The 25,094-nt window shown below is 67.5% G+C and carries 22 protein-coding genes; 13 read left to right on the forward strand and 9 right to left on the reverse strand.

The features are described 5' to 3' along the window. The first annotated feature begins 192 nt into the window (after positions 1-192). Together pdxY and IAE58_RS13825 are read left to right on the forward strand one after the other, a co-directional pair. A complete protein-coding gene (gene pdxY, locus IAE58_RS13820) occupies positions 193-1,101 on the forward strand; it encodes a pyridoxal kinase (protein WP_199934205.1) in 909 nt (302 codons plus the stop codon). Next, positions 1,098-2,222, forward strand: coding sequence for a prephenate dehydrogenase (locus IAE58_RS13825; RefSeq protein ID WP_199934204.1), 1,125 nt, complete (start codon positions 1,098-1,100; stop codon positions 2,220-2,222). The genes pdxY and IAE58_RS13825 overlap by 4 nt, the downstream gene beginning before the upstream one ends. 207 nt (positions 2,223-2,429) lie before the next feature. On the opposite strand, the gene IAE58_RS13830 is transcribed toward IAE58_RS13825, so the two are convergent. The 5 genes from IAE58_RS13830 to IAE58_RS13850 form a co-directional block, all read right to left on the reverse strand. Further along, the gene (locus IAE58_RS13830; RefSeq protein WP_108755956.1) at positions 2,430-2,624 is read right to left on the reverse strand and encodes a hypothetical protein; all 195 of its coding nucleotides are present in this window, start codon (positions 2,622-2,624) and stop codon (positions 2,430-2,432) included. Between the two features lie 70 nt (positions 2,625-2,694). Next, complete coding sequence (locus IAE58_RS13835) at positions 2,695-4,467, reverse strand: ABC transporter transmembrane domain-containing protein (protein ID WP_199934203.1); 1,773 nt, start codon at positions 4,465-4,467, stop codon at positions 2,695-2,697. Next, the gene (locus tag IAE58_RS13840) at positions 4,460-5,056 is read right to left on the reverse strand and encodes a YigZ family protein (RefSeq protein WP_199934202.1); all 597 of its coding nucleotides are present in this window, start codon (positions 5,054-5,056) and stop codon (positions 4,460-4,462) included. Before IAE58_RS13840 ends, IAE58_RS13835 begins: the two co-directional genes overlap by 8 nt. Before the next feature lie 34 nt (positions 5,057-5,090). Beyond that, on the reverse strand, positions 5,091-6,050 hold the full coding sequence (locus IAE58_RS13845; protein WP_199934201.1) for a hypothetical protein: 960 nt from the start codon (positions 6,048-6,050) through the stop codon (positions 5,091-5,093). Further along, entirely contained in the window at positions 6,047-6,565 is a 519-nt protein-coding gene (locus IAE58_RS13850; RefSeq protein ID WP_233614988.1) for an RNA polymerase sigma factor, read from the reverse strand. The genes IAE58_RS13845 and IAE58_RS13850 overlap by 4 nt, the downstream gene beginning before the upstream one ends. A 254-nt stretch (positions 6,566-6,819) precedes the next feature. Here IAE58_RS13850 and IAE58_RS13855 point away from each other — a divergent pair, with 254 nt between their 5' ends. Beyond that, complete coding sequence (locus tag IAE58_RS13855) at positions 6,820-9,666, forward strand: EAL domain-containing protein (protein WP_199934199.1); 2,847 nt, start codon at positions 6,820-6,822, stop codon at positions 9,664-9,666. A gap of 19 nt (positions 9,667-9,685) precedes the next feature. Here IAE58_RS13855 and IAE58_RS13860 read toward each other — a convergent pair whose 3' ends face one another. Together IAE58_RS13860 and IAE58_RS13865 are read right to left on the reverse strand one after the other, a co-directional pair. Then, positions 9,686-10,279, reverse strand: coding sequence for a TIGR00730 family Rossman fold protein (locus IAE58_RS13860; RefSeq protein WP_108749348.1), 594 nt, complete (start codon positions 10,277-10,279; stop codon positions 9,686-9,688). A 252-nt stretch (positions 10,280-10,531) separates the two neighbouring features. Continuing rightward, complete coding sequence (locus IAE58_RS13865) at positions 10,532-12,028, reverse strand: aminotransferase class III-fold pyridoxal phosphate-dependent enzyme (RefSeq protein ID WP_199934198.1); 1,497 nt, start codon at positions 12,026-12,028, stop codon at positions 10,532-10,534. A gap of 246 nt (positions 12,029-12,274) precedes the next feature. On the opposite strand from IAE58_RS13865, the gene queA reads away from it, so the two are divergent. The 8 genes from queA (at position 12,275) to IAE58_RS13905 (ending at position 20,636) form a co-directional block, all read left to right on the forward strand. Beyond that, entirely contained in the window at positions 12,275-13,303 is a 1,029-nt protein-coding gene (gene queA, locus IAE58_RS13870) for a tRNA preQ1(34) S-adenosylmethionine ribosyltransferase-isomerase QueA (RefSeq protein ID WP_199934197.1), read from the forward strand. Positions 13,304-13,310: 7 nt separating this feature from the next. Beyond that, positions 13,311-14,441, forward strand: a complete 1,131-nt coding sequence (gene tgt, locus IAE58_RS13875) for a tRNA guanosine(34) transglycosylase Tgt (RefSeq protein ID WP_108755962.1) — start codon at positions 13,311-13,313, stop codon at positions 14,439-14,441. A gap of 134 nt (positions 14,442-14,575) precedes the next feature. Further along, the gene (gene yajC / locus IAE58_RS13880; RefSeq protein ID WP_108749352.1) at positions 14,576-14,920 is read left to right on the forward strand and encodes a preprotein translocase subunit YajC; all 345 of its coding nucleotides are present in this window, start codon (positions 14,576-14,578) and stop codon (positions 14,918-14,920) included. 61 nt (positions 14,921-14,981) lie between these two features. Further along, complete coding sequence (secD, locus tag IAE58_RS13885; protein ID WP_199934195.1) at positions 14,982-16,838, forward strand: protein translocase subunit SecD; 1,857 nt, start codon at positions 14,982-14,984, stop codon at positions 16,836-16,838. A 16-nt stretch (positions 16,839-16,854) separates the two neighbouring features. After that, the gene (secF, locus tag IAE58_RS13890) at positions 16,855-17,835 is read left to right on the forward strand and encodes a protein translocase subunit SecF (protein ID WP_199934194.1); all 981 of its coding nucleotides are present in this window, start codon (positions 16,855-16,857) and stop codon (positions 17,833-17,835) included. A gap of 332 nt (positions 17,836-18,167) precedes the next feature. Next, a complete protein-coding gene (locus IAE58_RS13895) occupies positions 18,168-18,935 on the forward strand; it encodes a sulfurtransferase (protein ID WP_199934713.1) in 768 nt (255 codons plus the stop codon). Positions 18,936-19,073: 138 nt separating this feature from the next. Continuing rightward, on the forward strand, positions 19,074-20,069 hold the full coding sequence (locus tag IAE58_RS13900) for an LLM class flavin-dependent oxidoreductase (protein ID WP_199934714.1): 996 nt from the start codon (positions 19,074-19,076) through the stop codon (positions 20,067-20,069). A gap of 69 nt (positions 20,070-20,138) precedes the next feature. Next, positions 20,139-20,636, forward strand: coding sequence for a pyridoxamine 5'-phosphate oxidase family protein (locus IAE58_RS13905; protein ID WP_199934715.1), 498 nt, complete (start codon positions 20,139-20,141; stop codon positions 20,634-20,636). An 89-nt stretch (positions 20,637-20,725) separates the two neighbouring features. Here the strand turns inward: IAE58_RS13905 and IAE58_RS13910 are convergent, their stop codons facing one another. Together IAE58_RS13910 and IAE58_RS13915 are read right to left on the reverse strand one after the other, a co-directional pair. Continuing rightward, positions 20,726-21,385, reverse strand: coding sequence for an exopolysaccharide biosynthesis protein (locus IAE58_RS13910; RefSeq protein WP_108752728.1), 660 nt, complete (start codon positions 21,383-21,385; stop codon positions 20,726-20,728). Beyond that, entirely contained in the window at positions 21,369-22,712 is a 1,344-nt protein-coding gene (locus IAE58_RS13915) for a hemolysin family protein (RefSeq protein ID WP_108761720.1), read from the reverse strand. The genes IAE58_RS13910 and IAE58_RS13915 overlap by 17 nt, the downstream gene beginning before the upstream one ends. A 283-nt stretch (positions 22,713-22,995) precedes the next feature. On the opposite strand from IAE58_RS13915, the gene IAE58_RS13920 reads away from it, so the two are divergent. Both IAE58_RS13920 and IAE58_RS13925 read left to right on the forward strand, forming a co-directional pair. After that, positions 22,996-23,622, forward strand: a complete 627-nt coding sequence (locus tag IAE58_RS13920; protein ID WP_079221423.1) for a DUF47 family protein — start codon at positions 22,996-22,998, stop codon at positions 23,620-23,622. 13 nt (positions 23,623-23,635) lie between these two features. Continuing rightward, positions 23,636-24,757 carry an inorganic phosphate transporter gene (locus tag IAE58_RS13925; RefSeq protein ID WP_108752730.1) on the forward strand — a complete coding sequence of 374 codons (1,122 nt, stop codon included), beginning with the start codon at positions 23,636-23,638 and terminating at the stop codon, positions 24,755-24,757. Positions 24,758-25,094 lie beyond the last annotated feature (337 nt).

The following is a 25,094-nucleotide window of genomic DNA, read 5'->3' on the forward strand; positions in this document are numbered from 1 at the left end:
CCTAGCCGCCTGATCCCCCACCTGTCCAACTTCAGGGGGTCACTTCATGGATGGGTTTACGGCGTGTCCTGACCACCCACACCGCCCCGCCATCCCACGGAATGCCGCTCCGGCTTTTGCAGTTGCCGTTGCATTGAGCAGGTGCAGGGCTGCAAGCCCTGCCGAAAACTCCCTTGGGCGTAGAATGCGGGAATGAGCGAATCCCTCGAAAACCACTTGCTCCACGGTCGTCGCCAGCGGCCCGACGGGCCCTCGCCGATCGATGTCATCTCGGTCCAGTCGCAACTGGTCTACGGCCACGCCGGCAACAGCGCCGCGGTGCCGCCGATGCGTGCGCTGGGCCTGCGCGTGGCCGAAGTGCCGACCGTCCTGCTCAGCAACGCGCCGTTCTACGACACCACGCGCGGCCGCGTGCTGCCCGCCGACTGGTTCGCGGACCTGCTGCGCGGTGCCGCCGAACGTGGCCTGCCGCAACGGGCGAAGATGCTGGTGTCCGGCTACTTCGGCAGCGCCGACAATGGCGCGGCGTTTGCCGACTGGTTGGACACCCTTCTGCCGGCCTGCCCGCAACTGCGCTACTGCCTGGACCCGGTGATCGGCGATACCCATACCGGTCCCTACGTGGAGCCGGGGCTGGAAGCCATCTTCGCCGAACGGCTGCTGCCGCACGCCTGGCTGGTCACGCCCAATGCCTTTGAGCTGAACCGCTTGACCGGCATGCCCGCCCTGGCCGAGGCCGATGCCATCGCCGCCGCACGCACGCTGCTTGATCGTGGCCCGCACTGGGTGATCGCGCATAGTGTGGGCGGCAACCCGGGCGAACTGGTCACCCTGGCCGTGGGCCGCGAGGAAACCTGGCGCTGGACCTCGCCGCTGCTGCCGGTGGATGTGGCCGGCACCGGCGATGTTCTGATGGCCCTGGTGGTGTCGTTCCTGCTGCGTGGCGAATCGATGCAGCAGGCGATCTCGCGTGCCGTGGCCGGCACCCATGCGGCGCTGGAGGCGACGCTGGCGCAGGGCTTCGAAGAGTTCGATGTGATTGCCGCGGCCCCGGCCGCGCTGGCCGACGGCGCCCGCTTCCAGGCCGAACGGCTGGCATGACCGCTTCGCAGGCACGCACGCCGCGCACGGTCGGCATCGTTGGCAGCGCCGGCGCCTACGGGCGCTGGCTGACCCGTTTCTTCCAGCAGCACATGCAGCTGCAGGTGATCGGCCATGACCCGGCTGACCCCACCTCACATTCGCCGGAGCAGCTGCTGGCACAGGCCGATGTGCTGGTGTTCTCCGCACCGATCCGGCATACGCCGGCGCTGATTGCCCGCTACGTGGAACAGTCGGGCGGGCGCGAGGCCGGGCGGCTGTGGCTGGACGTGACCTCGGTGAAGGAAGCACCGGTACAGGCGATGCTGGCCTCGCAGGCCGAGGTGGTCGGGCTGCACCCGATGACCGCGCCGCCGAAGGCGCCCACGCTGAAAGGCCGGGTGATGGTGGTCTGCGAGGCGCGGCTGCAGCAGTGGCAGCCGTGGGTGGATGCGCTGTGCAGCGCCCTGCAGGCCGAGTGCGTGCGCGCCACGCCGCAGCACCACGACCAGATGATGGCGCTGGTGCAGGCGATGGTGCATGCCACCCACCTGGCCCAGGCCGGCGTGCTGCGCGAGTACCAGCCGCAGTTGGGTGACCTGGCGGCGATGATGCCGTACCGCTCGGCGTCCTTCGAACTGGACACGGCGATCATTTCGCGCATCCTGTCGTTGAACCCGTCCATCTATGAGGACATCCAGTTCGGCAACCCGTATGTGGCGCCGATGCTGGAAAAGCTGGTCGGTCATCTGCAGCGCCTGCAGGTGCAGGTGGGGCAGGGCGACGATGCGGCGCGCGGTGCGTTCCGCCAGCAGTCGCTGGCGGCCAACCACGCGGCCTTCGGCGAGCCCGCGCTGGCGGCGGGAAACTACACCTTCGAGCGGGTGGGGTACCTGCTGGCCGACCTGACCGAGCGCAACGCGCTGTCGGTACACCTGCCGGAAGACCGCCCCGGTTCACTGCGCGCGCTGCTGAACGTCTTCGAGCAGCATGGCATCAGCCTGGCGTCGATCCATTCCTCGCGCACGCCGGCCGGCGAAGTGCACTTCCGCATCGGCTTCGTGGCCGGCAGTGATGCCGCTGCCATCGCCCTGGCGGCGGCGGACGTGGATGCCAGTGGCATCGGCCGGGTGCTGGCCTAGTCGCATTCATCCACAGGGGATGTGGATGGTTTCTGCGTAAAGGTGTGGATAACCGCGCGCAGCCCTTGGCAGGCAATGCTGTCAAGACGGTTGGTGAAAAATTGGCCACACCTTTTTTGTAGCGTCGAACCATGCTCGACGCATCCCCCGTGTCGACCAAGGTCGACACCTACCGGTGATCGGCCCGGGCCATGCCGGGCGGCCCGATCAGATCGTCAGATGCAGTTCGCCGCCGGTGGTGGTGAACTCGCGGCCGTTGCGCACCAGGTGCCGGCCATCGTCCAGTTCGTAGCGCGGGGTGGCCTCGGACGCATGCCCGCTGCCATCGGCATCCGGCTTGAATTCGATGATGACATGGGTTTCGCCGTGGCTGTCCACGGCGGGAAACTGACGGAACGACATCGCCCAGCTCCTGTTTGCAGCCGGTTCGCTGCGATTCCAGCGTGGGCTGCCCCGCGTTAGCGGGGCGTCATCAATCGATGAACTGCAGGCGCGCCAGTTCAGCGTACAGGCCGCCTTCGGCCAGCAGTTGCGCATGGGTGCCTTCGGCCACGATGCGGCCGTGGTCCATCACCACGATGCGATCGGCCTTGAGCACGGTGGCCAGGCGATGTGCGATCACCACCGTGGTCCGCCCGGCCATCAGGCGTTCCAGTGCCTGCTGCACGCCATGTTCGCTCTGCGCGTCCAGCGCGCTGGTGGCTTCGTCCAACAGCAGGATCGGTGCGTCCTTCAACAACGCACGGGCAATGGCCACGCGCTGCTGCTGGCCGCCGGAAAGGCGGGCACCGCGCTCGCCCAGTTCGCTGTCGTAACCATGGGGCAGGGCGCGCAGGAAGGCATCGGCCTCGGCGGCGCGGGCGGCGTCTTCCACCTCGGCATCGCTGGCCTGCAGGCGGCCGTAACGGATGTTGTCGCGCGCGCTGGCGGCGAACAGCGTGGGCTGCTGCGGCACCAGTGCCAACTGCGCGCGCAGCGCGGCCGGGTCGGTTTCGCGCACGTCGATGCCGTCCACGCAGACGCGGCCCTGTTCGGGATCGTGGAAGCGCAGCAGCATCGACAGCACCGTACTCTTGCCGGCGCCGGAGGGACCGACCAGGGCCACGGTTTCGCCGGAGCGAACGTGCAGGCTGAAGTGGTCCAGTGCGGCCTGGTCGGGGCGCTGCGGGTAGTGGAACACCACATCGTCGAAATGGATCTCGCCGCGCAGCGGCTGCGGCAGCGCACGCGGCTGTGCGGGCGCGCGGATTTCGATATCTTCCTGCAGCAGCTCGCTGATGCGGCCCATGCCACCGGCGGCACGCTGCAGTTCGTTCCACACTTCGGCCAGTGCGCCCACCGAACCGCCACCGATCAGGGCATACAGCACGAACTGGCCCAGGGTGCCGGCGCTCAGGCGGCCGGCGATGACATCGTGGGCGCCGAGCCACAGCACACCGACGATGGCACCGAAGATCAACAGGATGGCGCTGGCGGTGACCAGCGACTGCGCACCGATGCGCCGGCGCGCGGCACCGATGGCATCGGCCAGTGCGTGGTCGAAGCGGCCGCGTTCGTATGGCTCGCGGGCATGCGCCTGCACCGTGCGCACCGCGCCCAGGGTTTCGCTGGCCAGGCTGTTGGCATCGGCAATGCGGTCCTGGCTGTTGCGCGCCACCGTGCGCAGCTTGCGTGCGCCGATGATGATTGGCAGCACCGCCAGCGGAATGCCCAGCAGGGACCATGCGGCCAGCCGTGGGCTGGTGACGAACAGCATGCCCAGGCTGCCGACCACGGTCACGCTGCTGCGCAGGGCGACGGACATGGTGGAGCCGACCACGCTGCGCAGCAGCTCGCTGTCGGCGGTCAGCCGCGAGACCAGTTCGCCGCTGCGGCTGCGGTCGTGGAAGCCTGCGCCCAGCTGGATCAGGTGCGCGTACAGCTTGCTGCGCAGGTCGGCCACCACTTTTTCGCCCAGCAGCGATACGAAGTAGAAGCGGGCGGCGGTGGCCAAAGCCATCACCACGGCCACCAGCATCAACAGGGCGAAGGCACGGTTGATCTGGCCGCCGCTGCTGAAACCATGGTCGATCATCTGCTTGACCGCCGGCGGCAGGCTGAGCGTGGCCGCCGAGGAGATGGCCAGCGCCACCAGCCAGGCACTGAACAGGCCGCGGTGGCGACGCACGAAGGGCCACAGCGTGCGCAGGCTGCCCAGGCGGCGCAGCGGCGGGGTCGAGGCGGTGGCGTCGTCCTTGTCAGTCATGCAGGTCGTCGTTGTAGATGCGGATACGATCACGGGTGGCGTCGCGCAAGCGCGTTTTCAATGCTTCCACCTGCTCTGCGGGCAATTCCACCCGCAGCCGCACACCGTGGCTGTCGAACTGTTCATCGCGCTTTTCGGCCCCGTGCGCGGGCAGGGCGGCGTGCAGGGCGCCTAGATCCTCGAAAGCGGCGGCCAGTTGCAGCCGTGCCAGTTCCACCAGGGCCTGCCGCGGCGCGGTGCGCAGGCATTCTGCGGCAGTACCGCCATAGGCGCGCACCAGGCCGCCGGCGCCCAGTTTGATGCCGCCGTACCAGCGCGTGACCACCACCACCACCCGATCGAAGCCCTGGCCATCAATGGCGGCCAGGATCGGCCGCCCGGCGGTGCCGGCGGGCTCGCCATCATCGCTGGACCGGTAATCCTGGCCGTGCCGGTAGGCCCAGCAGTTGTGGGTGGCGTCGGCCACGGCGACCTGCTGCAGGAACGCCAACGCCGCCGCGGCACCGTCGATGGGCGCGGCATGAGCGGTGAAGCGGCTGTGCTTGATCTCCAGCGTATGGCTGACGGGCTGGGCGAGGGTATCGGGCATTGCTCGCATTCTACGGCGTTGCCACCGGCTTGCCTCAGTCGTCCAGCAGTGGGCGCAGATCCTTGGGCAGGCGCGATTCCGGGTATTGCTGCAGGTAGCGCTCCAGGCTGATGCGGGCCAGGTCACGCTGGCCGGCATCGCGGCGCTCGCGGATCTTCTGCAGCCACTGCCGGCGCGGCAGCTTCGCATCGGCCAGTACTTCGGCGTGTACGTCCTGTGCGCTCAGCCCGGCATCGCTGGAGCGGCGCAGCATCACCCCGGGCGCGCGGGCGGCGGGCGCACTGGCCGGCGCCGGGCTGGCCTTGAAGGTGGCCGACGCTTCGCGCTGCTGTTGGCGTGCGGCGGCTGCCGGTGCCGCTTCTGCAGCCATGTCGGCGCTGTCCGCTGCGGCGGCTTCCGTTGCAGGCGCGGGCGCGGCGTACGCCACGGGCGCGGGCGGTGCGGGAGGCGCTGGCGGTGCCGGTGGCGCAACAACATTTTTGGCGACCGCTGCGGCCGCCGGTTGCGGTTCGGGTGCTGCCGGCGCGGGCGCGCGCTGCGCCCTCTGCGGTGCAGGCGCGGCCTGGGCCGGTGGCGGCGGCGGCAGGGTCGCCGGTTCGGCGGCGCGGCCGACCACCGCAGGCTCGGCTGCGGGCGCAGCTGCTGCGGCGTCTGCGGCTGCATGTTCGGCCTGGGCCGGCGCAGTGGCTTCCATCGGCGGCGGCGCAGGCGATTCCGGCCGCATCTGCCAGGCGATGCCCACGGCCAGCACGGTCGAGGCGGCGATGCCGAACACCGCCGGCCAGCGCCCACCCTTGCGCGTACGCCGGGCCCGATCAGCCGGCCGCGGCGTTGCGGCCGCGCCCTGTGCAGGGGGCGCCGTATCCTGCACGGCGGCGCGTGCGGCGGCCAGGATGGTCGCGTCCAGCGATGCCGGCGGCGCCTGTTCGCTGCGGCGCCCCAGCAGGCCGGCCAGTGCGCGTTCTTCCGGGGTCAGTGGATCGTCTCGGTTCATGCGTTCAGTCCCGCACGCAGCTTGTCCATCGCATAGCGCAGCCGCGATTTCACAGTCTCCCGGCCAACGCCGGTGATCTGGCCGATCTCCTCCAGGCTCAGTTCCTGTCCCAGCCGCAGTTGCAGCACTTCGCGCTGTTCGGGCGGCAGGTCTTCCATCGCGCGCTGGATACGCCGGCGCTGTTCGAATTCAGACAGTTCAGCTTCCGGCGTGTGCCCGTCTTCCAGTGCCGCCAGGCGCAGGTCGGCATCGGCCGGTGCGGCGGGCCGGTGGCGCGCCGCGCGCCAATGATCGTTCAGCCGGTTGTGGGCGATGCGGAACAGCCACGTGCTGAATGCGGCATCAGGCTGCCAGCCGGCGCGCGCGCTGATCACCCGCTGCCACACGTCCTGGAAGATCTCCTCGGCCAGCGCGTTGTCGCGCAGTTGCCGCAGCAGGAAACCGAACAGGCGCTTGCGATGCCGCGCATACAGGCTTTCGAACGCATGCAGGTCGCCACCGGCCCAGGCCAGCATCAAGGCTTCGTCGGTTGGCAGGGCGGCGGCGTCCACGCTGCACAGAGTAAGCGCTGCGGGCGGTGGCGCATAGCCGGTGGCAGGCAGGGGCAGGGCAGCGTTCAAAGGGCGCATTGCGTTCGAAGGTGCACGCAATAACGGCCCGCCGTGCGAATCGGGGTTGTTGGGCTTCCATTTCCCCCCCGGTGGCGCGCTATGCTCGGTGACTCAGGGGAGGCGCTGCGTTGCAGTGCCAAGAGAACGTGATTTTGTCCATGCAAGCCGAACGCGTGCAGCCGCAATCACCACACGAGGCCGTGCTGAGCACGGCGCTGGTGCGCGCGCTGCATGCGCTGCTGCCAGCGGAAGCCAGCGTGCGCGTGGGCTGGGACGACCCGCAGCTGGGCCGCGGCCAGGATGCTTGGCCAGCCGCTGGCGGGGCAGGGGCGGTGCTGTGGTCGTCGCCCTGCGCGGTCGATGCCGGCTGCCAGCAGTGGGACCACGACGGCGCGCAGTTGCGCTTGCAGGTGCAGGGCGCCGATCCCGCACCGGCGTGGTGGGACATGGCGCGGCAGTCGATGGAACTGGCCCTGCAGCGCGGCCGCCAGGCCGGGCAGATCCGCGCGCTGGAACAGGCCGAGCGCCTGCAGCAGGCGCTGTTCCAGATTGCCGATCTGGCCGGTGCCGATCTGGAAATGGGCGAAATGCTGCGCCACGTACACGGCGTGCTGGGATCGCTGATGTATGCCGAGAACTGCTACATCGTCGAGTACGACGATGTGCGCCGGCAGATCCGATTCCTGTACTTCGCCGACCAGCTGGACGATTTCGTTGCCGATCCGGCGCGTGCCTACGCCGCCGATGACATGCCACACAGCCTGACGGTGGCGCTGCTGCAGCATGGGCGGCCGCTCAGTGGCCCCTCGCGCGCCCTGTTGGCGCAGGTGGGCGGGCTGGAACACGACCCGCAGCGCGGGCCGGAAAGCGAGGACTGGCTGGGCGTGCCGATGCTGCGCGACGGCCGGGTCTGCGGCGCCATCGTGGTGCAGAGCTACGAAGCCGGTGCGCGCTATGGCGAGGCCGAACGCGCGCTGCTGGGTTTCGTGGCCCAGCACGTGCAGACCGCGATGGACCGGCGCCAGGCGCAGGTGCGGCTGGAACAGCAGGTGGAGCGCCGCACCCTGGAACTGCAGCGGGCCAACCGCAGCCTGCAGGATGAAGTGGCCGAGCGCCGCCGGGCCGAGCAGCTGCAGACCGCGCTGTACAACATTGCCGAACTGGCCATGTCCGCCGAGAGTCTGGCGCAGTTCTACGGCCAGGTACACGGGGTGGTGGGGCGCCTGCTGGATGCGCGCAATTTCTACATCGCGCTGGTCAACGCCCGCGGCAATGGCCTGGATTTCGTCTATTCGGTGGACGAGCACAACGCCAGCCGGGCACCGCGCGCCTTCAGCCACGGCCTGACCGAGTACGTGGTGCGCCACCGCTGCCCGTTGCTGGCCTCACGCGCGCAGATCGATGCGCTGCTCGACGCCGGCGAGGTGCGCGAGCACGGCGCGCGTTCGCAGTGCTGGCTGGGCGTACCGCTGCTGCGCGATGACGAAGTAGTGGGCGCCATCGTGGTGCAGAGCTACAGCGCGCAGATCTCCTTCAGCGTGCACGACCAGCGCCTGCTGACCTTCGTGGCGCACAACATCGGTACCGGGCTGGCCCGCCAGCGTGACCAGCAGAACCTGCGGCTGGCCCACGCCGAGCTGGAAAAGCGCGTGGAAGAGCGCACCCGCGAACTGGCCGAGGTGAACGACAAACTGCTGGGCCAGATTGCCGAGCGCCTGCGCGCCGAGCAGCGGCTGACCCACCAGGCCATGCACGATGCCCTGACCGGCCTGCCCAACCGCCTGCACCTGCTGGACCGCCTGCAGGATGCACTGGCGCGTGCGCGGCGCGAGGGTGGCCCGGTGTTCGCGGTGCTGTTCCTGGACCTGGACCGCTTCAAGCTGGTGAACGACAGCATCGGCCACGCTGCCGGCGACCGCATGCTGGTGGAAGTGGCCAAGCGCATCGTCTCCATGGCCGGTGACAACGACGTGGTGGCGCGGCTGGGCGGCGATGAATTCGCCGTGCTGCTGGAATGCCCCAGCGGCCTTTCGCAGGCCCTGGAGTTCGGCCAGCGGCTGCTGCTGGCACTACAGGAATCGGTCTGGATTGCCGGGCGCGAGCTGTTTCCTTCCGGCAGCCTGGGCATTGCCCTGTGGAACAGCCACTACCGCACCGGTGAAGAGCTGCTGCGCGACGCCGATGCGGCCATGTACCGCGCCAAGGCGCAGGGCCACGACCGCTGCGCGATCTTCGACGAGGACATGCGCGAGCAGGCCATGCGCAGCCTGGACCTGGAAGCGGACCTGCGGCGGGCGATCAACAACCGTGATTTCGTGCCGTTCTACCAGCCCATCGTGCGCCTGGCCGACGGCGAAGTGGTCGGCCACGAAGCGCTGCTGCGCTGGCAGCACGAGCGGCGGGGCCTGCTGCTGCCCGGCGCATTCCTGGAGCTGGGCGAAGAAAGTGGCCTGATCGAGCAGGTCGACTGGCTGATCTACGAACAGGTGATCGCCGGCCTGGCCGATGGCGGCCGCGGCTATGTGTCGGTGAACGTGTCACCGCGGCATTTCCGCTCGGCCGACTTCAGTGCGCGCCTGTTCGGCCTGCTGGAAGCCTGCGATGCCGATCCGCGGCGCCTGCGCCTGGAGATCACCGAAGTGGCGTTGCTGGACGATGGCCCGCATACGCTGCGCACGCTGAAGGGCCTGCGCGAGCGCGGCATCCAGGTGCAGCTGGACGATTTCGGTACCGGCTTCTCGGCGCTGTCCTACCTGCACCGGTTCCCGATCAGCACGCTGAAGATCGACCAGAGCTTCATTGCCGGCCTGCACGGGCCGGAAGCGCAGAGCACGCGCGCGCTGGTGGAAGGCGTGCTGTCGCTGGCGCGCACGCTGGGCATTGAAACCATCGGCGAAGGCATCGAAACCGAACCGCAGCGGCAGAGCCTGCTGGAGCTGGGCTGTGACTACGGCCAGGGCTACCTGCTGGGGCGCCCGGCGCCGTGGACGCGCGCGGTGGCTTGAGCCGCCGCGCGCGGGTGCATCAACGCAGCGCGGCGCGGCGCTTTTCGTCGATCCACTTCGAGGCCTGGGCCGGCTGGTAGTTCTTCATCCAGACCAGCATTTCCTCGATGTCCGAGCCGTACCACAGGTCCTGGCGCTGTTCCGGGTGCAGGAAGCGCTCTTCGACCATGCGATCGATCATGCCGATCAGCGGCGCGTAGAAACCGTCCACGTCCAGGAAGGCGCAGGGCTTGTTGCCGATGCCCAGCTGGCGCCAGGTCAGCATTTCGAAGATTTCTTCCATGGTGCCGAAGCCGCCGGGCAGGGCGACGAAGCCATCGGACAGATCGAACATGCGCGACTTGCGCTCGTGCATGGAGCCGACGATTTCCAGTTCGGTCAGGCCACGGTGGGCCACTTCCCAGTCGGCCAGCTGGCGCGGAATCACGCCGGTCACTTCGCCGCCGGCGGCCAGCACCGCATTGGCCACGGTGCCCATCAGGCCGACGTTGCCGCCGCCATACACCAGGCGCATGCCGTCACGGGCGATGCGGTCGCCCAGCGCGATGGCGCGTTCGGTATAGGCCGGCTTGCTGCCGGCGTTGGAGCCACAGTAGACGCAGATCGACTTCATGGTGTGTCTGTCTCTTGATGCGGAAACGAAAACGCCCCGCCGGCAACCGGATCAGCGGTTGCGGGCGGGGTGTGTCGGGATTATGAGGCCTTGGGCGGAGTTGTGCCCGACTGCGCGCTGTCCGTCGTGCTTTGTAGAGTTGAGCTTGCTCGACTGCGTTTCGTCCGGATATCGGCAAAAGCCAGTCGAGCAAGCTCGACTCTACCAAGGCGGGCGACAACGGCGCAGTCGAGCATGGCTCGACTCTACATATCAGGCGGCGGCGGCCTGCTGGCGGCGCGGGCCTTCACGCAGGGCGCGGCCGACCATGCCCACCAGCAGGTCCAGCTCATCGCTGTCCATGCCGAAGTGCGGGGTGAAGCGCAGCGAGTTCTCGCCGCCGTGGATCACGTTGATGCCGTGCTGGCGCAGCCATTCCTCGGTGGACTGGGCGCCATAGCACTTGAACTGCGGTGCCAGCTCGCACGAGAACAGCAGGCCGGTGCCCTGCACCTTGGTGATCAGCCCGCCCAGCTCGTTCTTCAGCTGCTCCAGCTTGCGCACCGCTTCGGCGCCGCGTTCGGCGATGTTGGCGCGCACCTGCGGGGTCAGCTGGGCCAGGGTGGCGCAGGCCACGTCCAGCGCCCGCGGGTTGCTGGTCATGGTGTTGCCGTAGATGCCCTTGCGGTACAGCTGGGCGGCATGTTCGGTCACCGCCAGCACCGAGAGCGGGTACTGGGCCGCGTTAAGCGCCTTGGAATAGGTTTCCATGTCCGGCGGATCCAGGCCTTCGAAGCCGGGGTAATCGACCACCGACAGCACACCATGGGCGCGCAGGCCGGCCTGGATCGAATCGAGCAGCAGCAGGCTGCCGTGGGCACGGGTCAGTTCGCGGGCCAGGGCATAGAAGGCCGGCGGCACCGAACGGCCCGGGTCGCCTTCACCCATCACCGGTTCCAGGAACACCGCTTCGATGAACCACTGGTTGCGCGTGGCATCGTCGAAGACCTGGCGCAGGGCGGCCTCGTCGTAAGGCGCCACGGTGATCACCGAATCCTCGCCGCGGTAGCTGGCCAGGTGCTGCAGGTAGGTCTTGCGGCTGGAATCGGAATACAGCGCCGGGCGGTCGGTGCGCCCGTGGAAGCTGCCCTTGACGACCACCCGCTTGATCGCGGCACCGGCGTGGCGCGCACCCGGGTCGGTCTGCAGCTTCGCGTTCACATCGGCGATGCGCGCGGCCAGGCCGACCGCTTCCGAGCCGGAATTCAGGCACATGAAACGGGCATAGGGGCAGCCGCCGCGGCGGTGGCCGACTTCGGCGCGCAGGGCGGTAATGAAGCGCTGCTGCGACAGGCTGGGGGTCATGATGTTGGCCATCACCTGCGGCCGCGCCATCGCTTCCAGCACGGCATCGGGGGTGTGGCCGAAGCCCAGCATGCCGTAGCCGCCAGCGTCGTACAGCACCGCGCCCTTCAGGGTGACCACCCACGGGCCGCGTGCAGCCAGCGCCACGTACGGGGTCACCGCATCATCTGCATAGAAATTCACGAAGCCGTCCTGCATGGCCTCGATCTGGGCCTGCTCGTCCTGCGCCAGCAGCGGCCCCAGTTCGCCCTGCACGCGCGCGAATTCCGCGGCGGCAGCGTCCACTGCGGCAACCAGCTGCGGGTGACGGTCGGCCAGGGCGGTCAGGGTGGCATCGTCCAGGCCGGTGGTCAGGCGGGTGCCGGGCTGGGTGCGCAGGGGGGCAAGACGTTCGATGAAGCTCATTGCAGATCTCCTGAAACGATGGTTCACACGGGCCTGAAAATGCAGAACGCGCGTCATCACGCGCGCTTTGGGGCAGGCTCGTGCAGCGGACTTCCTTCCCGATGCTAGCACTTGTTTTTTTGCGCGATAACCCCGCAGAAACCTGCTGCATAGCAGCATAATGCCCGACGTTCGCCACGATGCGCGCTGCCTGGCCGATGCTGGACGTACAATGCGCGCCATTGTCGACCTGATGCCGCCACCGCCTTGAAGAAGTCCGATTTCCATTACGACCTGCCTGCCGAACTGATTGCCCAGGCGCCGCTGGCCGAGCGTTCGGCCAGCCGCCTGATGGTGGTGCCGCCGGCGCCCGCCGCCTTTACCGATGTGCAGGTGCGCGACCTGCCGTCGCTGCTGCAGCCGGGCGATCTGCTGGTGTTCAACGATACGCGGGTCATCCCGGCCCGCCTGTTCGGGCAGAAGGCCAGCGGCGGGCGGGTGGAGATCCTGATCGAGCGCCTGCTGGGTGGCCAGCAGGTGCGGGCCCAGGTGGGCGCCAGCAAGTCGCCCAAGGCCGGCAGCCGCATTGCCCTGGACGCCGGCGGCGAGGCCGAAGTGCTGGGCCGCGATGGCGAGTTCTACCTGCTGCAGTTCCATGTGCCCGAATCGCTGGAACAGTGGCTGCTGCATGCCGGCCGGCTGCCGCTGCCGCCGTACATCCAGCGCGAGCCGGGGCAGGATGACCGAGAGCGTTACCAGACCGTGTTCGCCCGCGAAGTGGGTGCCGTGGCCGCACCGACCGCCGGCCTGCATTTCGATGAGGCCCTGCTGCGCGCACTCAAGGACAAGGGCGTGGCGTTCGGCCACGTGACCCTGCATGTGGGCGCCGGCACCTTCCAGCCGGTGCGGGTGGATGACCTGAAGGACCACGTGATGCACCGCGAGTGGCTGAACGTGGGCGCCGAACTGGTGCAGCAGGTGCGGCGCACGCGCGAGGCCGGTGGCCGGGTGATCGGCGTGGGCACCACCGTGGTGCGCGCGCTGGAAAGCGCGATGCATGACGGCGAGCTGCTGCCGTTCGCTGGCGAGACCCAGATCTTCATCACCCCGGGTTACCGCATCCGCAGCGTCGATGCGATGGTGACCAACTTCCACCTGCCCGAAAGCACGCTGCTGATGATGATTTCGGCCTTCGCCGGCCGCGAGCGGGTGTTCGAGGCCTACCAGCACGCGATCGAGCAGCGCTACCGGCATCGGCCGCTTTGGGAGACAATAGGCAACTATTTGCCTGAATGACCGCTCCATGTCCCGACTGCAGTTCCAGCTCCAGACCCGTGACGGCCGTGCCCGCCGTGGCCGCCTGACCTTCCCGCGTGGCACGGTGGAAACGCCGGCCTTCATGCCGGTGGGTACCTATGGCTCGGTCAAGGGCATCCTGCCGGACCAGGTGCGCGCGCTGGGCGCGGAAATCATCCTGGGCAACACCTTCCACCTGTACCTGCGCCCGGGCCTGGACATCATTGCCGACCACGGCGGCCTGCACGGCTTCTGCCGCTGGGACGGCCCGATCCTGACCGATTCGGGTGGCTTCCAGGTGTTCTCGCTGGCCCACCGCCGCAAGATCACCGAACAGGGCGTGACCTTCGCCTCGCCCACCGACGGTGCCCGCGTGTTCCTGGGCCCGGAAGAGAGCATGAAGATCCAGAAGGTGCTCGATTCGGACGTGGTGATGATCTTCGACGAGTGCACCCCGTACCCGGCCACCGAAGAGGTGGCGCGCCGTTCGATGGAACTGAGCCTGCGCTGGGCCCAGCGCAGCCGCAACGCCCACGACGAGCTGGGCAACGACGCGGCGCTGTTCGGCATCGTGCAGGGTGGGGTGCATACCGACCTGCGCAGCCGCTCGGCCGACGCCCTGCAGGCCATCGGCTTCGACGGCTACGCCATCGGCGGCCTGGCCGTGGGCGAGCCGGAACACGAACGCAACGCCATGCTGGACCACCTGGACCCGGAGCTGCCCAGCGACCGCCCGCGCTACCTGATGGGCGTGGGCCGGCCGGAAGACCTGGTGGAAGGCGTGGCCCGCGGCGTGGACATGTTCGACTGCGTGATGCCGACCCGCAACGCCCGCAACGGCCACTATTTCACCTCGTTCGGCACCGTACGCATCCGCAATTCGCAGTACGCCCGCGACATGGACCCGATCGAGCCGGGCTGCGGCTGCGTGGCCTGCACCGGCGGCTACACCCGCTCGTACCTGCGCCACCTGGACCGCTGCAACGAGATGCTGGCGCCCATGCTGGGCACCCTGCACAACCTGTTCTACTACGAAAAACTGATGGCCGACATCCGCGCGGCCATCGAGGCGGGAACCTTCCAGGCCTTCCGCGAGTCCTTCTATGCGGCCCGTGGGGCGGTGGCGCCCCCGCTGTAACCCCGTGGTACCCCTGCCGAACGGCCCAAGGACGAACGTCCGGGGCCGTGGCATACTTCAAGGCTGACCCAGATCCGCGGTCGACACCCCCGCCCGCGAACGGACGGGAGCGCCGCCCAACCAAAGGACCAACGATGAACCTGCTTGCCTTCCTGATTCCCGCCGCCCACGCCCAGGCCGCCGGCGGCCAACCGCAGGGCATGGGCCTGACCACGCTGCTGTTCCCGATCATCCTGATCGCCATCATGTACTTCCTGATGATCCGCCCGCAGATGAAGCGGCAGAAGGAGCACAAGGCCATGCTGGAAAAGATCAAGCGTGGCGACGAAGTGCTGACCAACGGCGGCATCGCCGGCGTGGTCACCGACATCGGCGACAACTTCATCACCATCGAAGTGGCTGACAACGTGCGCATCCGCGTGCAGAAGGGCGCTGTCGGCAACGTGCTGCCGGCCGGTACCCTGAACTCGGCCAAGTAAGCCACTCCCTTTCCGATGCACAACCGCGGCGCCGGGGATGGCGCCGCGCGGGACCCAAGCAATGCTCGAATTTCCACGCTGGAAGTACGTCGTCATCCTGATCGTACTGGCGCTCAGCACCCTGTACGCGCTGCCCAACATCTACCAGAAGGACCCGGCCATCCAGATCACCGCCAACCGTGGCGGGCAGATCGACGATGCGCTGCGCGACCGTGTGCTGGCCGACCTGAAGAAGGCCGGCATCAACACGATCGGCGCGGAGAAGGAAGGGGAAAGCCTGATCGTCCGCCTGCCGGACCTGAAGACGCAGTCGGCCGCCAGCGATGCGCTGCGCGACAGCGTGGGCGAGAACTACACCGTGGCCCTGAACCTGGCCTCCACCGTGCCGGACTGGCTGGCCAACCTGGGCGGTCGCCCGATGGTGCTGGGCCTGGACCTGCAGGGCGGCGTGCACTTCGTGCTGCAGGTCGACCAGAAGGCTGCGCTGGAAAAGCGCCTGGATGCCTACACCGAAGACGTGCGCAGCACCCTGCGTGATGCGCGTATCGCCTACCAGTCGGTGGAACGCCGCGCTGACAACACCATCGTGGCCAACCTGAGCCCGTCGGCTGGCGCCGATGCGGCCAGCCGTGCCCGCGTGGCGCTGGGCACCGCGCAGCCGACCCTGGGCTATGACGTTTCTGGCAACCGCATCACCGTGACCGTGCCGGACGCGGAGATCGCGCAGATCGCCAACGGCGCGATCGAGCAGAACATCAACACCCTGCGCAACCGCGTGAACCAGCTGGGCGTGGCCGAGCCGATCATCCAGCGCCAGGGTGCCGACCGCGTGGTCGTGCAGCTGCCCGGCGTGCAGGACACCGCCGAAGCCAAGCGCATGATCGGTGCCACCGCCACCCTGGAATACCGTGCGGTGGTGGAAGGCAACGCGCAGGACGCCATCGCTTCGGGCCGCATTCCGCCGGAAGCCAAGGTCTACCAGCAGCGTGATGGCCGTGGCCCGATCCTGCTGAACAAGCGCGTGATCGTCACCGGCGACCAGATGGTGGCCGCTCAGGCGGTGACCGATTCGACCAGCGGTTCGCCGGCGGTCAGCGTGACGCTGAACAATGTCGGCGGCCAGCGCATGTTCGACTTCACCAGCGCCAACGTGAACAAGCCGATGGCCGTGGTCTACACCGAGCGCGTGCCGACGGTGACCGTGGTCGATGGCCAGGAAGTGCGTGGCTTCAAGGTCAACGAGGAAGTGATCTCGGTGGCCAACATCAACGGCGTGTTCGGCAAGAACTTCCAGACCACCGGTCTGCAGAAGAAGGAAGCCGAAGACCTGGCCAAGCTGCTGAAGTCGGGCTCGCTGGCTGCGCCGATGGACTTCGTGGAAGAGCGCGTGGTCGGCCCCAGCCTGGGCGCCGAGAACGTGAAGAACGGTATCACCGCGGTGGTCTACGCCTTCCTGTTCACCCTGGTGTTCTTCAGCATCTACTACCGCGTGTTCGGTCTGATCACCTCCATCGCGATGCTGTTCAACCTGCTGATCGTGGTGGCGGTGATGTCGCTGTTCGGTGCCACCATGACCCTGCCGGGCTTCGCCGGTCTGGCGCTGTCGGTGGGCCTGTCGGTGGACGCCAACGTGCTGATCAACGAGCGCATCCGTGAGGAACTGCGTGCCGGTGTGCCCGGCAAGACCGCCATCGTGACCGGTTACGACCGCGCCTCGGGCACCATCCTGGACGCCAACCTGACCGGCCTGATCGTGGGCGTAGCCCTCTTCGCCTTCGGCACCGGCCCGCTGAAGGGCTTCGCGCTGACCATGATCATCGGTATTTTCGCCTCCATGTTCACCGCGATCACCGTGTCGCGCGCGCTGGCGACGCTGATCTACGGCGGTCGCAAGAAGCTCCAGAACGTGGCCATCTGACGGGACGACACGCACAATGAAACTGTTTCCGCTGCACATCCTCCCGAACGACACCAAGATCGACTTCATGCGGTGGCGCCATGTCGCCATGGTCGTCACGATCGCCGTGTTCATTGCCTCGATCGCGATCATCGGTGTGAAGGGCTTCAACTACGCACTGGACTTCACCGGCGGCACCCTGATCGAAGCGCGCTTCGACAAAGCGGTGGACGTCGAGGACGTCCGTACCAAGCTGGAGCAGAACGGCTTCGACGGCGCGCAGGTGCAGAGCGTGGGTGGCAACACCGACCTTCTGATCCGCCTGGCCCCGCACGGCGAGCACGCCCCGGGTACCGGTGGCGCGTCGGCTGAAGACAAGGCCGCCGCGGCCGCCGTGGTCAAGGCGGTCTCTTCGGCCGACAACCAGGCCACCGTGCTGCGCAATGAATTTGTCGGTCCGCAGATCGGCAAGGACCTGGCGATGAATGGCCTGTACGCCACCATCTTCATGCTGGCCGGCTTCCTGATCTACATCGCCGTGCGCTTCGAGTGGAAGTTCGCCGTCACCGCCAGCATCGTGGCGCTGTTCGACCTGCTGGTCACCGTGGCCTACGTGTCGCTGCTGGGTCGCGAATTCGACCTGACGGTGCTGGCCGGCCTGCTGTCGGTGATGGGTTTTGCGATCAACGACATCATCGTGGTCTTCGACCGCGTGCGAGAGAACTTCCGCAGCCTGCGCGTGGAGCCGATGGAAGTGCTGAACCGTTCGATCAACCAGACGCTGTCGCGTACGGTGATCACCGCGGTGATGTTCTTCCTGTCGGCGCTGGCGCTGTACCTGTACGGCGGCAGCTCGATGGAAGGCCTGGCCGAGACGCACATGATCGGTGCGGTGATCGTGGTGCTGTCCTCGATCCTGGTGGCCGTGCCGATGCTGACGATCGGTTTCCTGCGCGTAAGCAAGCAGGACCTGCTGCCCAAGGCCAAGGACATCGAAGCCCTGGAGCGTCGCCCGTAATCCTTGCGGCACGCAGCACACAGAGAACCCCGCGCAAGCGGGGTTTTTTGTGGGCAGGGCGCAGCCCTGCACCTGCTTGAAACAACGGCAAATGCCAAATCCAAAGCCAGAGCGGCATTCCGAGGGATGGCGGGGCGGTGTGGGTGGGCAGGACACGCCGCAAGTAGGTCCCTGTAGGCTCGTAGGCGCCATCCATGGCGCCTGCGGTCCTGCCCACCCACACCGCCCCGCCTCTGACAGTTCCCGGCGAACTGCCGGAACCGCACGGGGTCGGATCCCTCCGCTGCGCAGAGGGCTCTGACCCCGATGTCTGAAGGCGGTAAAATGGCGGAATGATCGCCAATACCGCTGCCTACCATTTCGCCGTCATCGACGCCCCCCAGGCCCTGTGCGACCAGCTGCTGGCGCGTGCCGAGGCGGCGGCGCTGCGTGGCACGATCCTGGTGGCGGGCGAGGGGCTGAACCTGTTCCTGGCCGGGGCGCCGCAGGCGGTGCAGGGCTTCTACGCGGAACTGCACGCCGATGCGCGCTTTGCCGACATGCGGGTCAAGACCAGCTTCAGCGAACACCAGCCGTTCGCGCGGCTCAAGGCCAAGGTGAAGGACGAGATCATCAGCTTCCGGCGCGACGATGGCCAGCCGCTGGCGTACCCGCGTGCGCCGGCGGTCGATCCGGCCACGGTGCAGCGCTGGCTGCGCCAGGGCCACGACGATGCCGGCAAGCCGGTGGTGATGCTCGATACGCGCAACCTGCAGGAGGTGGCCCATGGCACCTTCAAGGATGCGCTGGTGCTGCCCATCGAGAAGTTCACCGATCTGCCTGAAGCGCTGGCGCCGCATCGGCAGGCGCTGCAGGACAGCACCGTGGTCAGCTTCTGCACCGGGGGCATCCGCTGCGAAAAGGCGGCGCTGTGGATGGTCAACGATGGCTTGGACAATGTCCTGCAGCTCGATGGCGGCATCCTGGGCTATTTCGAGGAAGTCGGTGGCGAAGGCTATGAGGGTCGCTGCTTCGTGTTCGACGAGCGGGTGGCGCTGGATGCCGAGCTGAAGCCGCTGGTCGACCAGCCGCTGCCCGAGCCGCGCCCCAGCGCGTTCTGAGCTGCCCTTGAGGTCGCGCCGGGACCTGCCCGGCGCGCGCTGAACCGGTCCGGCAGGAATCAGCATTCCGCCACCGTCACTGGCCGTGGCGCCGTGGCGACCCCATGCATGGGGAATCCTGTGACGGAAACCCCCCTGATGATCCCGTTGTCGATCCTCGACCTGGCCCCGGTCTGCGAGGGCAGTGATACCACCGCCGCCTTCGCCAACATGCTGGAACTGGCCCAGCATGCCGATGCGCTGGGCTACCGCCGCTACTGGCTGGCCGAACACCACAACATGCCGGGCATCGCCAGCGCCGCCACCGCGGTGCTGATCGGCCACGTGGCCGGGGGCACGCGGCGCATCCGCGTCGGCGCCGGCGGCATCATGCTGCCCAACCACGCGCCGCTGCAGGTGGCCGAGCAGTTCGGCACGCTGGCGTCGCTGTACCCGGACCGCATCGATCTGGGCCTGGGCCGTGCGCCGGGCACCGACCAGCCCACGGCGCGTGCACTGCGCCGCTATTTCGACAGTGCCGACCAGTTCCCGCAGGACGTGCGCGAAGTGCTGCATTACTTCGAACCGGTGCAGGCCGGGCAGGCGGTGCAGGCAGTGCCCGGCGGCGGTCTGCGGGTGCCGACCTGGATCCTCGGTTCCAGCCTGTTCGGTGCGCGCCTGGCCGCCTCCATGGGGCTGCCGTACGCGTTTGCCTCGCACTTCGCGCCCGATGCGATGGATGAAGCACTGGCCGCCTACCGCCGTGAGTTCCGGCCCTCGGCCACGCTGAAGCAGCCGCATGCCATGCTGGCGCTGAACGTCGTGGCCAGCGACAGCGAAGCCGAATCGCGCCGGCTGTTCACCAGCCAGCAGCAGAGCTTCGTCAATCTGCGCCGGGGCCGCCCGGGCCGCATTCCCGCGCCGATCGACGACATCGACAGCTTCTGGGAGCCGCATGAAAAGCTGGGCGTGGAACGCGCACTGGCCTGCACCGTGCTGGGCGATGCGCAGCAGGTGGGCGAGGGTATCGCCGCCTTCGTCGACCGCCACGCGCCGGACGAACTGCTGCTGACCGCGAACCTGTACGACCACCGCGCGCGCCTGCGTTCGTTCGAACTGGCCATGCAGGCCTGGCACGCCCGCCACGCCGGCTGAACGTTTGCGTCACGGCGCATTGCAGGGCGACGCGCTCTGATGGGGGCTCCTGATTCCGGAGCCCCTTCCATGACCGATACCCGTGCCGAGCACATCGCCCAGTTGTCCGAACTGATCAAGGACGTGGAGGTGGCCATGTTCACCACCACCGGCGTGGACGGTCGGCTGTACAGCCGGCCACTGGGCACCCAGCAGGTCGATTTCGACGGCGACCTGTGGTTCGCCACCGCCGCCGACAGCCCCAAGGTAGCCGAGATCGCCTTGAACCCGCGGGTCAACGTGGCCTATGCCTCGACGTCGAAGAACACCTATGTGTCGGTGTCCGGGCGGGCGCGCATCGTTGATGACCGGGCGCGGATCGAGGCGCTGTGGTCGCCGGCGATGAAGCTGTTCTTCCCCGGTGGCAAGGATGATCCGAACCTGCGCCTGATCCAGGTACGTGCGGAGACCGCCGAATACTGGGAAGGCCCGGGCACGCTGCTGGGCAAGGCGTTGAGCTTCGTGTTGTCGGCAGTGCAGGATGATCCGTCGCAGTTGGGCGATAACGGGTTCATTGATCTGCGGTGAGGCACCCCGCCGGGCCGTTCCATCCACGCATGGCCCGGCGCCACGGGTCCGGGTAGATCCGCCATGCGTGGATGCGGCGCCTCCGGCGCTCAGAACCAGCGCTGGAACAGGTCGGCGGTGTAACCGACCAGCTGGCCGGAACTGAAACCGAAGAAGGCCACCGCCACCACGCCGCCGATCCAGTTGAACAGCATCAGCGCGCCATCGCGTTCCAGCAACGCCAGCGAGAACAGCAGCAGCTGGAACCCGAACAGGTAGTTGGTGAAGGGAATTGGCAGCGACAGCAGCAGTCCCAGCAGGACCAGCAGCAGACCGGTGAAGGCATGCGCCGGCGCTGGCGCCACACACTGCGGCATGCGCGGTTTCAGCATGCGGTCCAGCCGTCGCAGCGGCCGATCGATGCGGTCCAGGAACCGGTGCATGGTGCCGCGGCGAGGCCCGCGGCGGGCGATGAAGCCCGGCAGCCAGGGCTTGCGCATGCAGAACAGCATCTGCAGCCCGATCAGGATGACCAGCGGCCCGCTGACCGCGCCGCCCAGCCCCGGAATGGGGATGAAGGCCGGCAGGATGGCCACGAACAGGAACACGCCGAACGCGCTCTGCTGCAGGTCCTGCAGGATCTGGCCCAGCTTCATGTGCTGGGCCGGATCACCGAATTCGAACATCGCCAGCAGGGTGCGGATGCCCTCGTTGCGATAGCTCGGGCGCTCGTCGCCCGCGCCGTGGCCTGGATCAGGCGGTGAGCTCATCGGCCTGCTCGTCCGACAGGGTGCGCAGCAGCAGCTTGTCCACGCGGGCGCCGTCCAGGTCGACGACTTCAAAGCGCCAGCCAGCCCAATCGAAGTACTCGCCCGCATGCGGGATGCGGCCGAAGTAGTGGATGCACATGCCGGCCAGCGTGTAGTAATCGCCTTCCTCGGCATCGGGCAGCTCGTTGCTGCCGATCAGTTCGCGCAGGTCTTCGATCGGCAACGAGCCATCCACCAGCAGCGAGCCGTCTTCGCGGGTCACCACCAGCGCATCCTCGTCGGCGTTCTCCACCGCCTGCAGGCGGCCGACCACCGCGCCCATCAGGTCGCTGATGGTCACCAGGCCCTGGATCTCACCGTACTCATCCACCACCAGCGCCATCGACTGCTGTTCCTCGCGGAAGATTTCCAGCAGCTTCATCGCATGGGTCGACTCGGACACATACAGCGCCTCGCGCAGGGTCTGGAACAGGGCGTTGTCGCCGCGTGCCATGCGGGTGGCCAGCGATTTCAGTTCCAGTACGCCCACCACGTCCTGGTCGTTGTCGCGGAACACCGGATAGCGCGAGAACTCGTGCTCGGCCATGATTTCCAGGTTGCGCTCCAGGCCGGCCTGGGTGTCCAGCCAGGCAATGCGGTTGCGCGGGGTCATCAGGCTGTCGGCGGTGCGGTCGCCCAGGCGCATCACGCGGTTCATCATGTCGCGCTCGTGAGCGTCGATCACGCCGGCTTCGTGGCTCTCGGCCACCAGCATGCGGATTTCTTCTTCGGTGACCGACGCGGCTTCGTCCTTGCCCAGGCCCAGCAGGCGCAGCACCAGACGGGTCGAATGGGACAGCAGCCAGACTGCCGGGAAGGCGATGCGGGCCAGCCAGCCCATCGGCAGGGCCACCATGCCGGCAATGTCTTCGGAGCGGGTGATGGCCAGGCGCTTGGGTACCAGCTCGCCGAAGATCAGGGTCAGGAAGGTGATCAGCGCGACGGCCAGCGTCTTGCCAATGAGATTGGCCAGCGATTGCGGCTCACCAAACAGGGTGATGGTGTCGGCCAGGGAGGGGAACATGGCCTGAAGGTGGTGGGCGATGCTGCTGCCAATGGCTTCACCACCGTAGACGCCAGTCAGGATGCCGCCCAGAGTGATGCCGATCTGGACGGTGGACAGGAAGTTCTCGGGCTTCTCGGACAGTTCCAGCGCTTTGGCTGCGCGCTTGGAGGTGCTGGCCATCTGCTTCAGGCGGCTCTTGCGCGAGGTCATGACCGACATTTCGGACATGGCGAAAAAGCCGTTGAAGACAATCAGGGCCAGGACAATCAGGATCTCAAACACGGGCGTCGTCCCCGGTTGGTGGCAGGGAGGGCGGGTGCTTGCGGTGGCGGCTGGCGCTCAGGAACGGGGTCCGGCGCGGCGCGGGGGGATAAGGGTCGTCGTCCATAAGGTGCGCCCGGGGGCGCGCTGGCATCTTAGCAAAGGGGCGTGGCGGGATGGCAACTGCCTGTTCAGGTTGGGGGTTTTCCACCCCCGGAAGCGGGCGGGTATACCCGTGATGGTCATCTAGCCGTCATAATTCCCTCTGGTGCCGTCCTTCCCGCGACGGCTGACAGGTTTCTCAATGTTCTCTCTGCAGACCATTTTCGGTTCCGGCAAACAGTTCTACACCCTGCTTGATGAGGCTGCCGTCGCGGCCAACGATGCCGCCAAGGCGCTGCATTCCATGCTGCGCGAGGCCGACCGCCAGCCGGCGCTGGACGCCTTCAAGCTGGCCCGCCTGCGCGAGCGCGCGGCGTCAGACAAGATCAGCCAGGCGCTGGTGGACAGCTTCATGACCCCGATCGAGCGCGAAGACATCGAAGCGCTGGGCTCGGCCTTGTACAAGATTCCCAAGCAGATCGAGAAGTTCGCCGATCGCTATTCGCTGGCCACCACCCACCTGGAACACATCGACTTCGCGCCGCGCGCGGCGATGCTGGAACAGGCCGCTGGCGTGGTCGTGGAAATGGTGGCCGACCTGCGCCACATGAACCTGGACCGGATGACCGCGCTGAACGAGAAGCTGCGTTCGCTGGAAAACGAAGCCGACCGCCTGATGCTGGAGCTGTACCGCGACATCTACTCCGGTCGCCTGGACAACCTGCAGATGTTCCTGCTGAAGGAATTCTTCGAGATCCTGGAAAAGGCCATCGACCGTTGCCGCGAGGCCGGCGTGGTGGCGTACCAGATCGTGTTGAAGAACAGCTGACGGACGCCGCCGCATGTTGACCCTTGTCCTGGTGGTGATCCTGGCCGCGCTCGTCTTCGAGTTCATCAACGGCTTCCACGACACCGCCAATTCCATTGCCACCGTGGTGGCGACCAAGGTGCTCTCGCCCGGCTGGGCGGTGATGCTGGCCGCCTTCATGAACCTCATCGGCGCGCTGACCGGTACCGCGGTGGCGCTGACCATCGCCTCGGGCCTGCTCAACACCAACGTGGTCGATGTCACCCCGCAGGTGATCCTGTGCGCCCTGCTGGGCGGCATCATCTGGAACCTGATCACCTGGTGGAAGGGCCTGCCGTCCTCGTCCTCGCACGCACTGATCGGCGGCCTCTGCGGCGCCGGCCTGGCGGCCGCCCACAACAACTGGGATGCGCTGATCTGGTCCGAGCGCCTGGGCAGCTGGGCGCAGAACAAGGGCCTGCTGTGGAAGGTGTTCGTGCCGATGATCACCTCGCCGATCGCCGGCTTCCTGCTGGGCATCGTGGTGATGGTGCTGCTGTGGGGCCTGATCGCCGGCCTGGCCAAGATCGGCGGTGCCATCGGCCGCCTGGCCCGTCCGCGCATCGTCAACGCGTTCTTCGGCAAGGCGCAGATCGCCTCGGCGGCCTACATGGGCTTCGCCCACGGCCACAACGACGCGCAGAAGACCATGGGCATCATCGCCATGACCCTGATCGGCGCTGAAGCCACCGGCGCGCTGGACAACCTGCCGTCGTGGCTGGCCTTCATGCACCCCGATGCCAGCGCCGGCGACGGCATTGCCATGTGGATCGTGCTGACCTGTGCGGTGGTGATGGCTGCCGGTACCGCCTCGGGCGGCTGGAAGATCATCAAGACCCTGGGCCACAAGATGGTGAAGCTGCACCCGATCCACGGCTTCGCCGCGGAGACCAGCTCGGCCACCATCCTGACCCTGGCCGCCCACTTCGGCATGCCGGTCTCGACCACCCACAGCATCTCCACCGCGATCATGGGCGTGGGCTTTGCCAAGAACCCGCGTTCGCTGAAGTTCGGGGTGATCGAACGCATCGTCTGGGCCTGGATCCTGACCATCCCGGCAGCCGGTGGCTGTGCGTACCTGATCCTGAAGCTGTTCGAGCTGGCCGGCTGGACCTGATGCCGACAGCCCCGGTGTCGGAGCCCTTTCCCTGCGGGAAATGGATCGGACCCCCGAAAACAAAGAAGGCCCGCCGGATTCCGGCGGGCTTTTTTCATGGGAGAAACCATTCTTCCGGACCCATCGTGTCGACCAAGGTCGATACCTGCCAGAGCAGAACCAGGGTCAGAGCCCGTGCCGAGCAACGGTCGGCACCCACCAACAGCGCCATTAACCCGTCAGCGGCGGGGTGGGGTGGGTGTACAGGACCGCAGGCGCCATGGATGGCGCCTACGAGCCCCCATGGTGAAGTGACCCCCGGGAGTTGGACACCTGATCCGACCCCGAGGTTTGCATG

It is taken from the genome of Stenotrophomonas sp. S49 (assembly GCF_016624905.1).
Lineage (GTDB): Bacteria > Pseudomonadota > Gammaproteobacteria > Xanthomonadales > Xanthomonadaceae > Stenotrophomonas.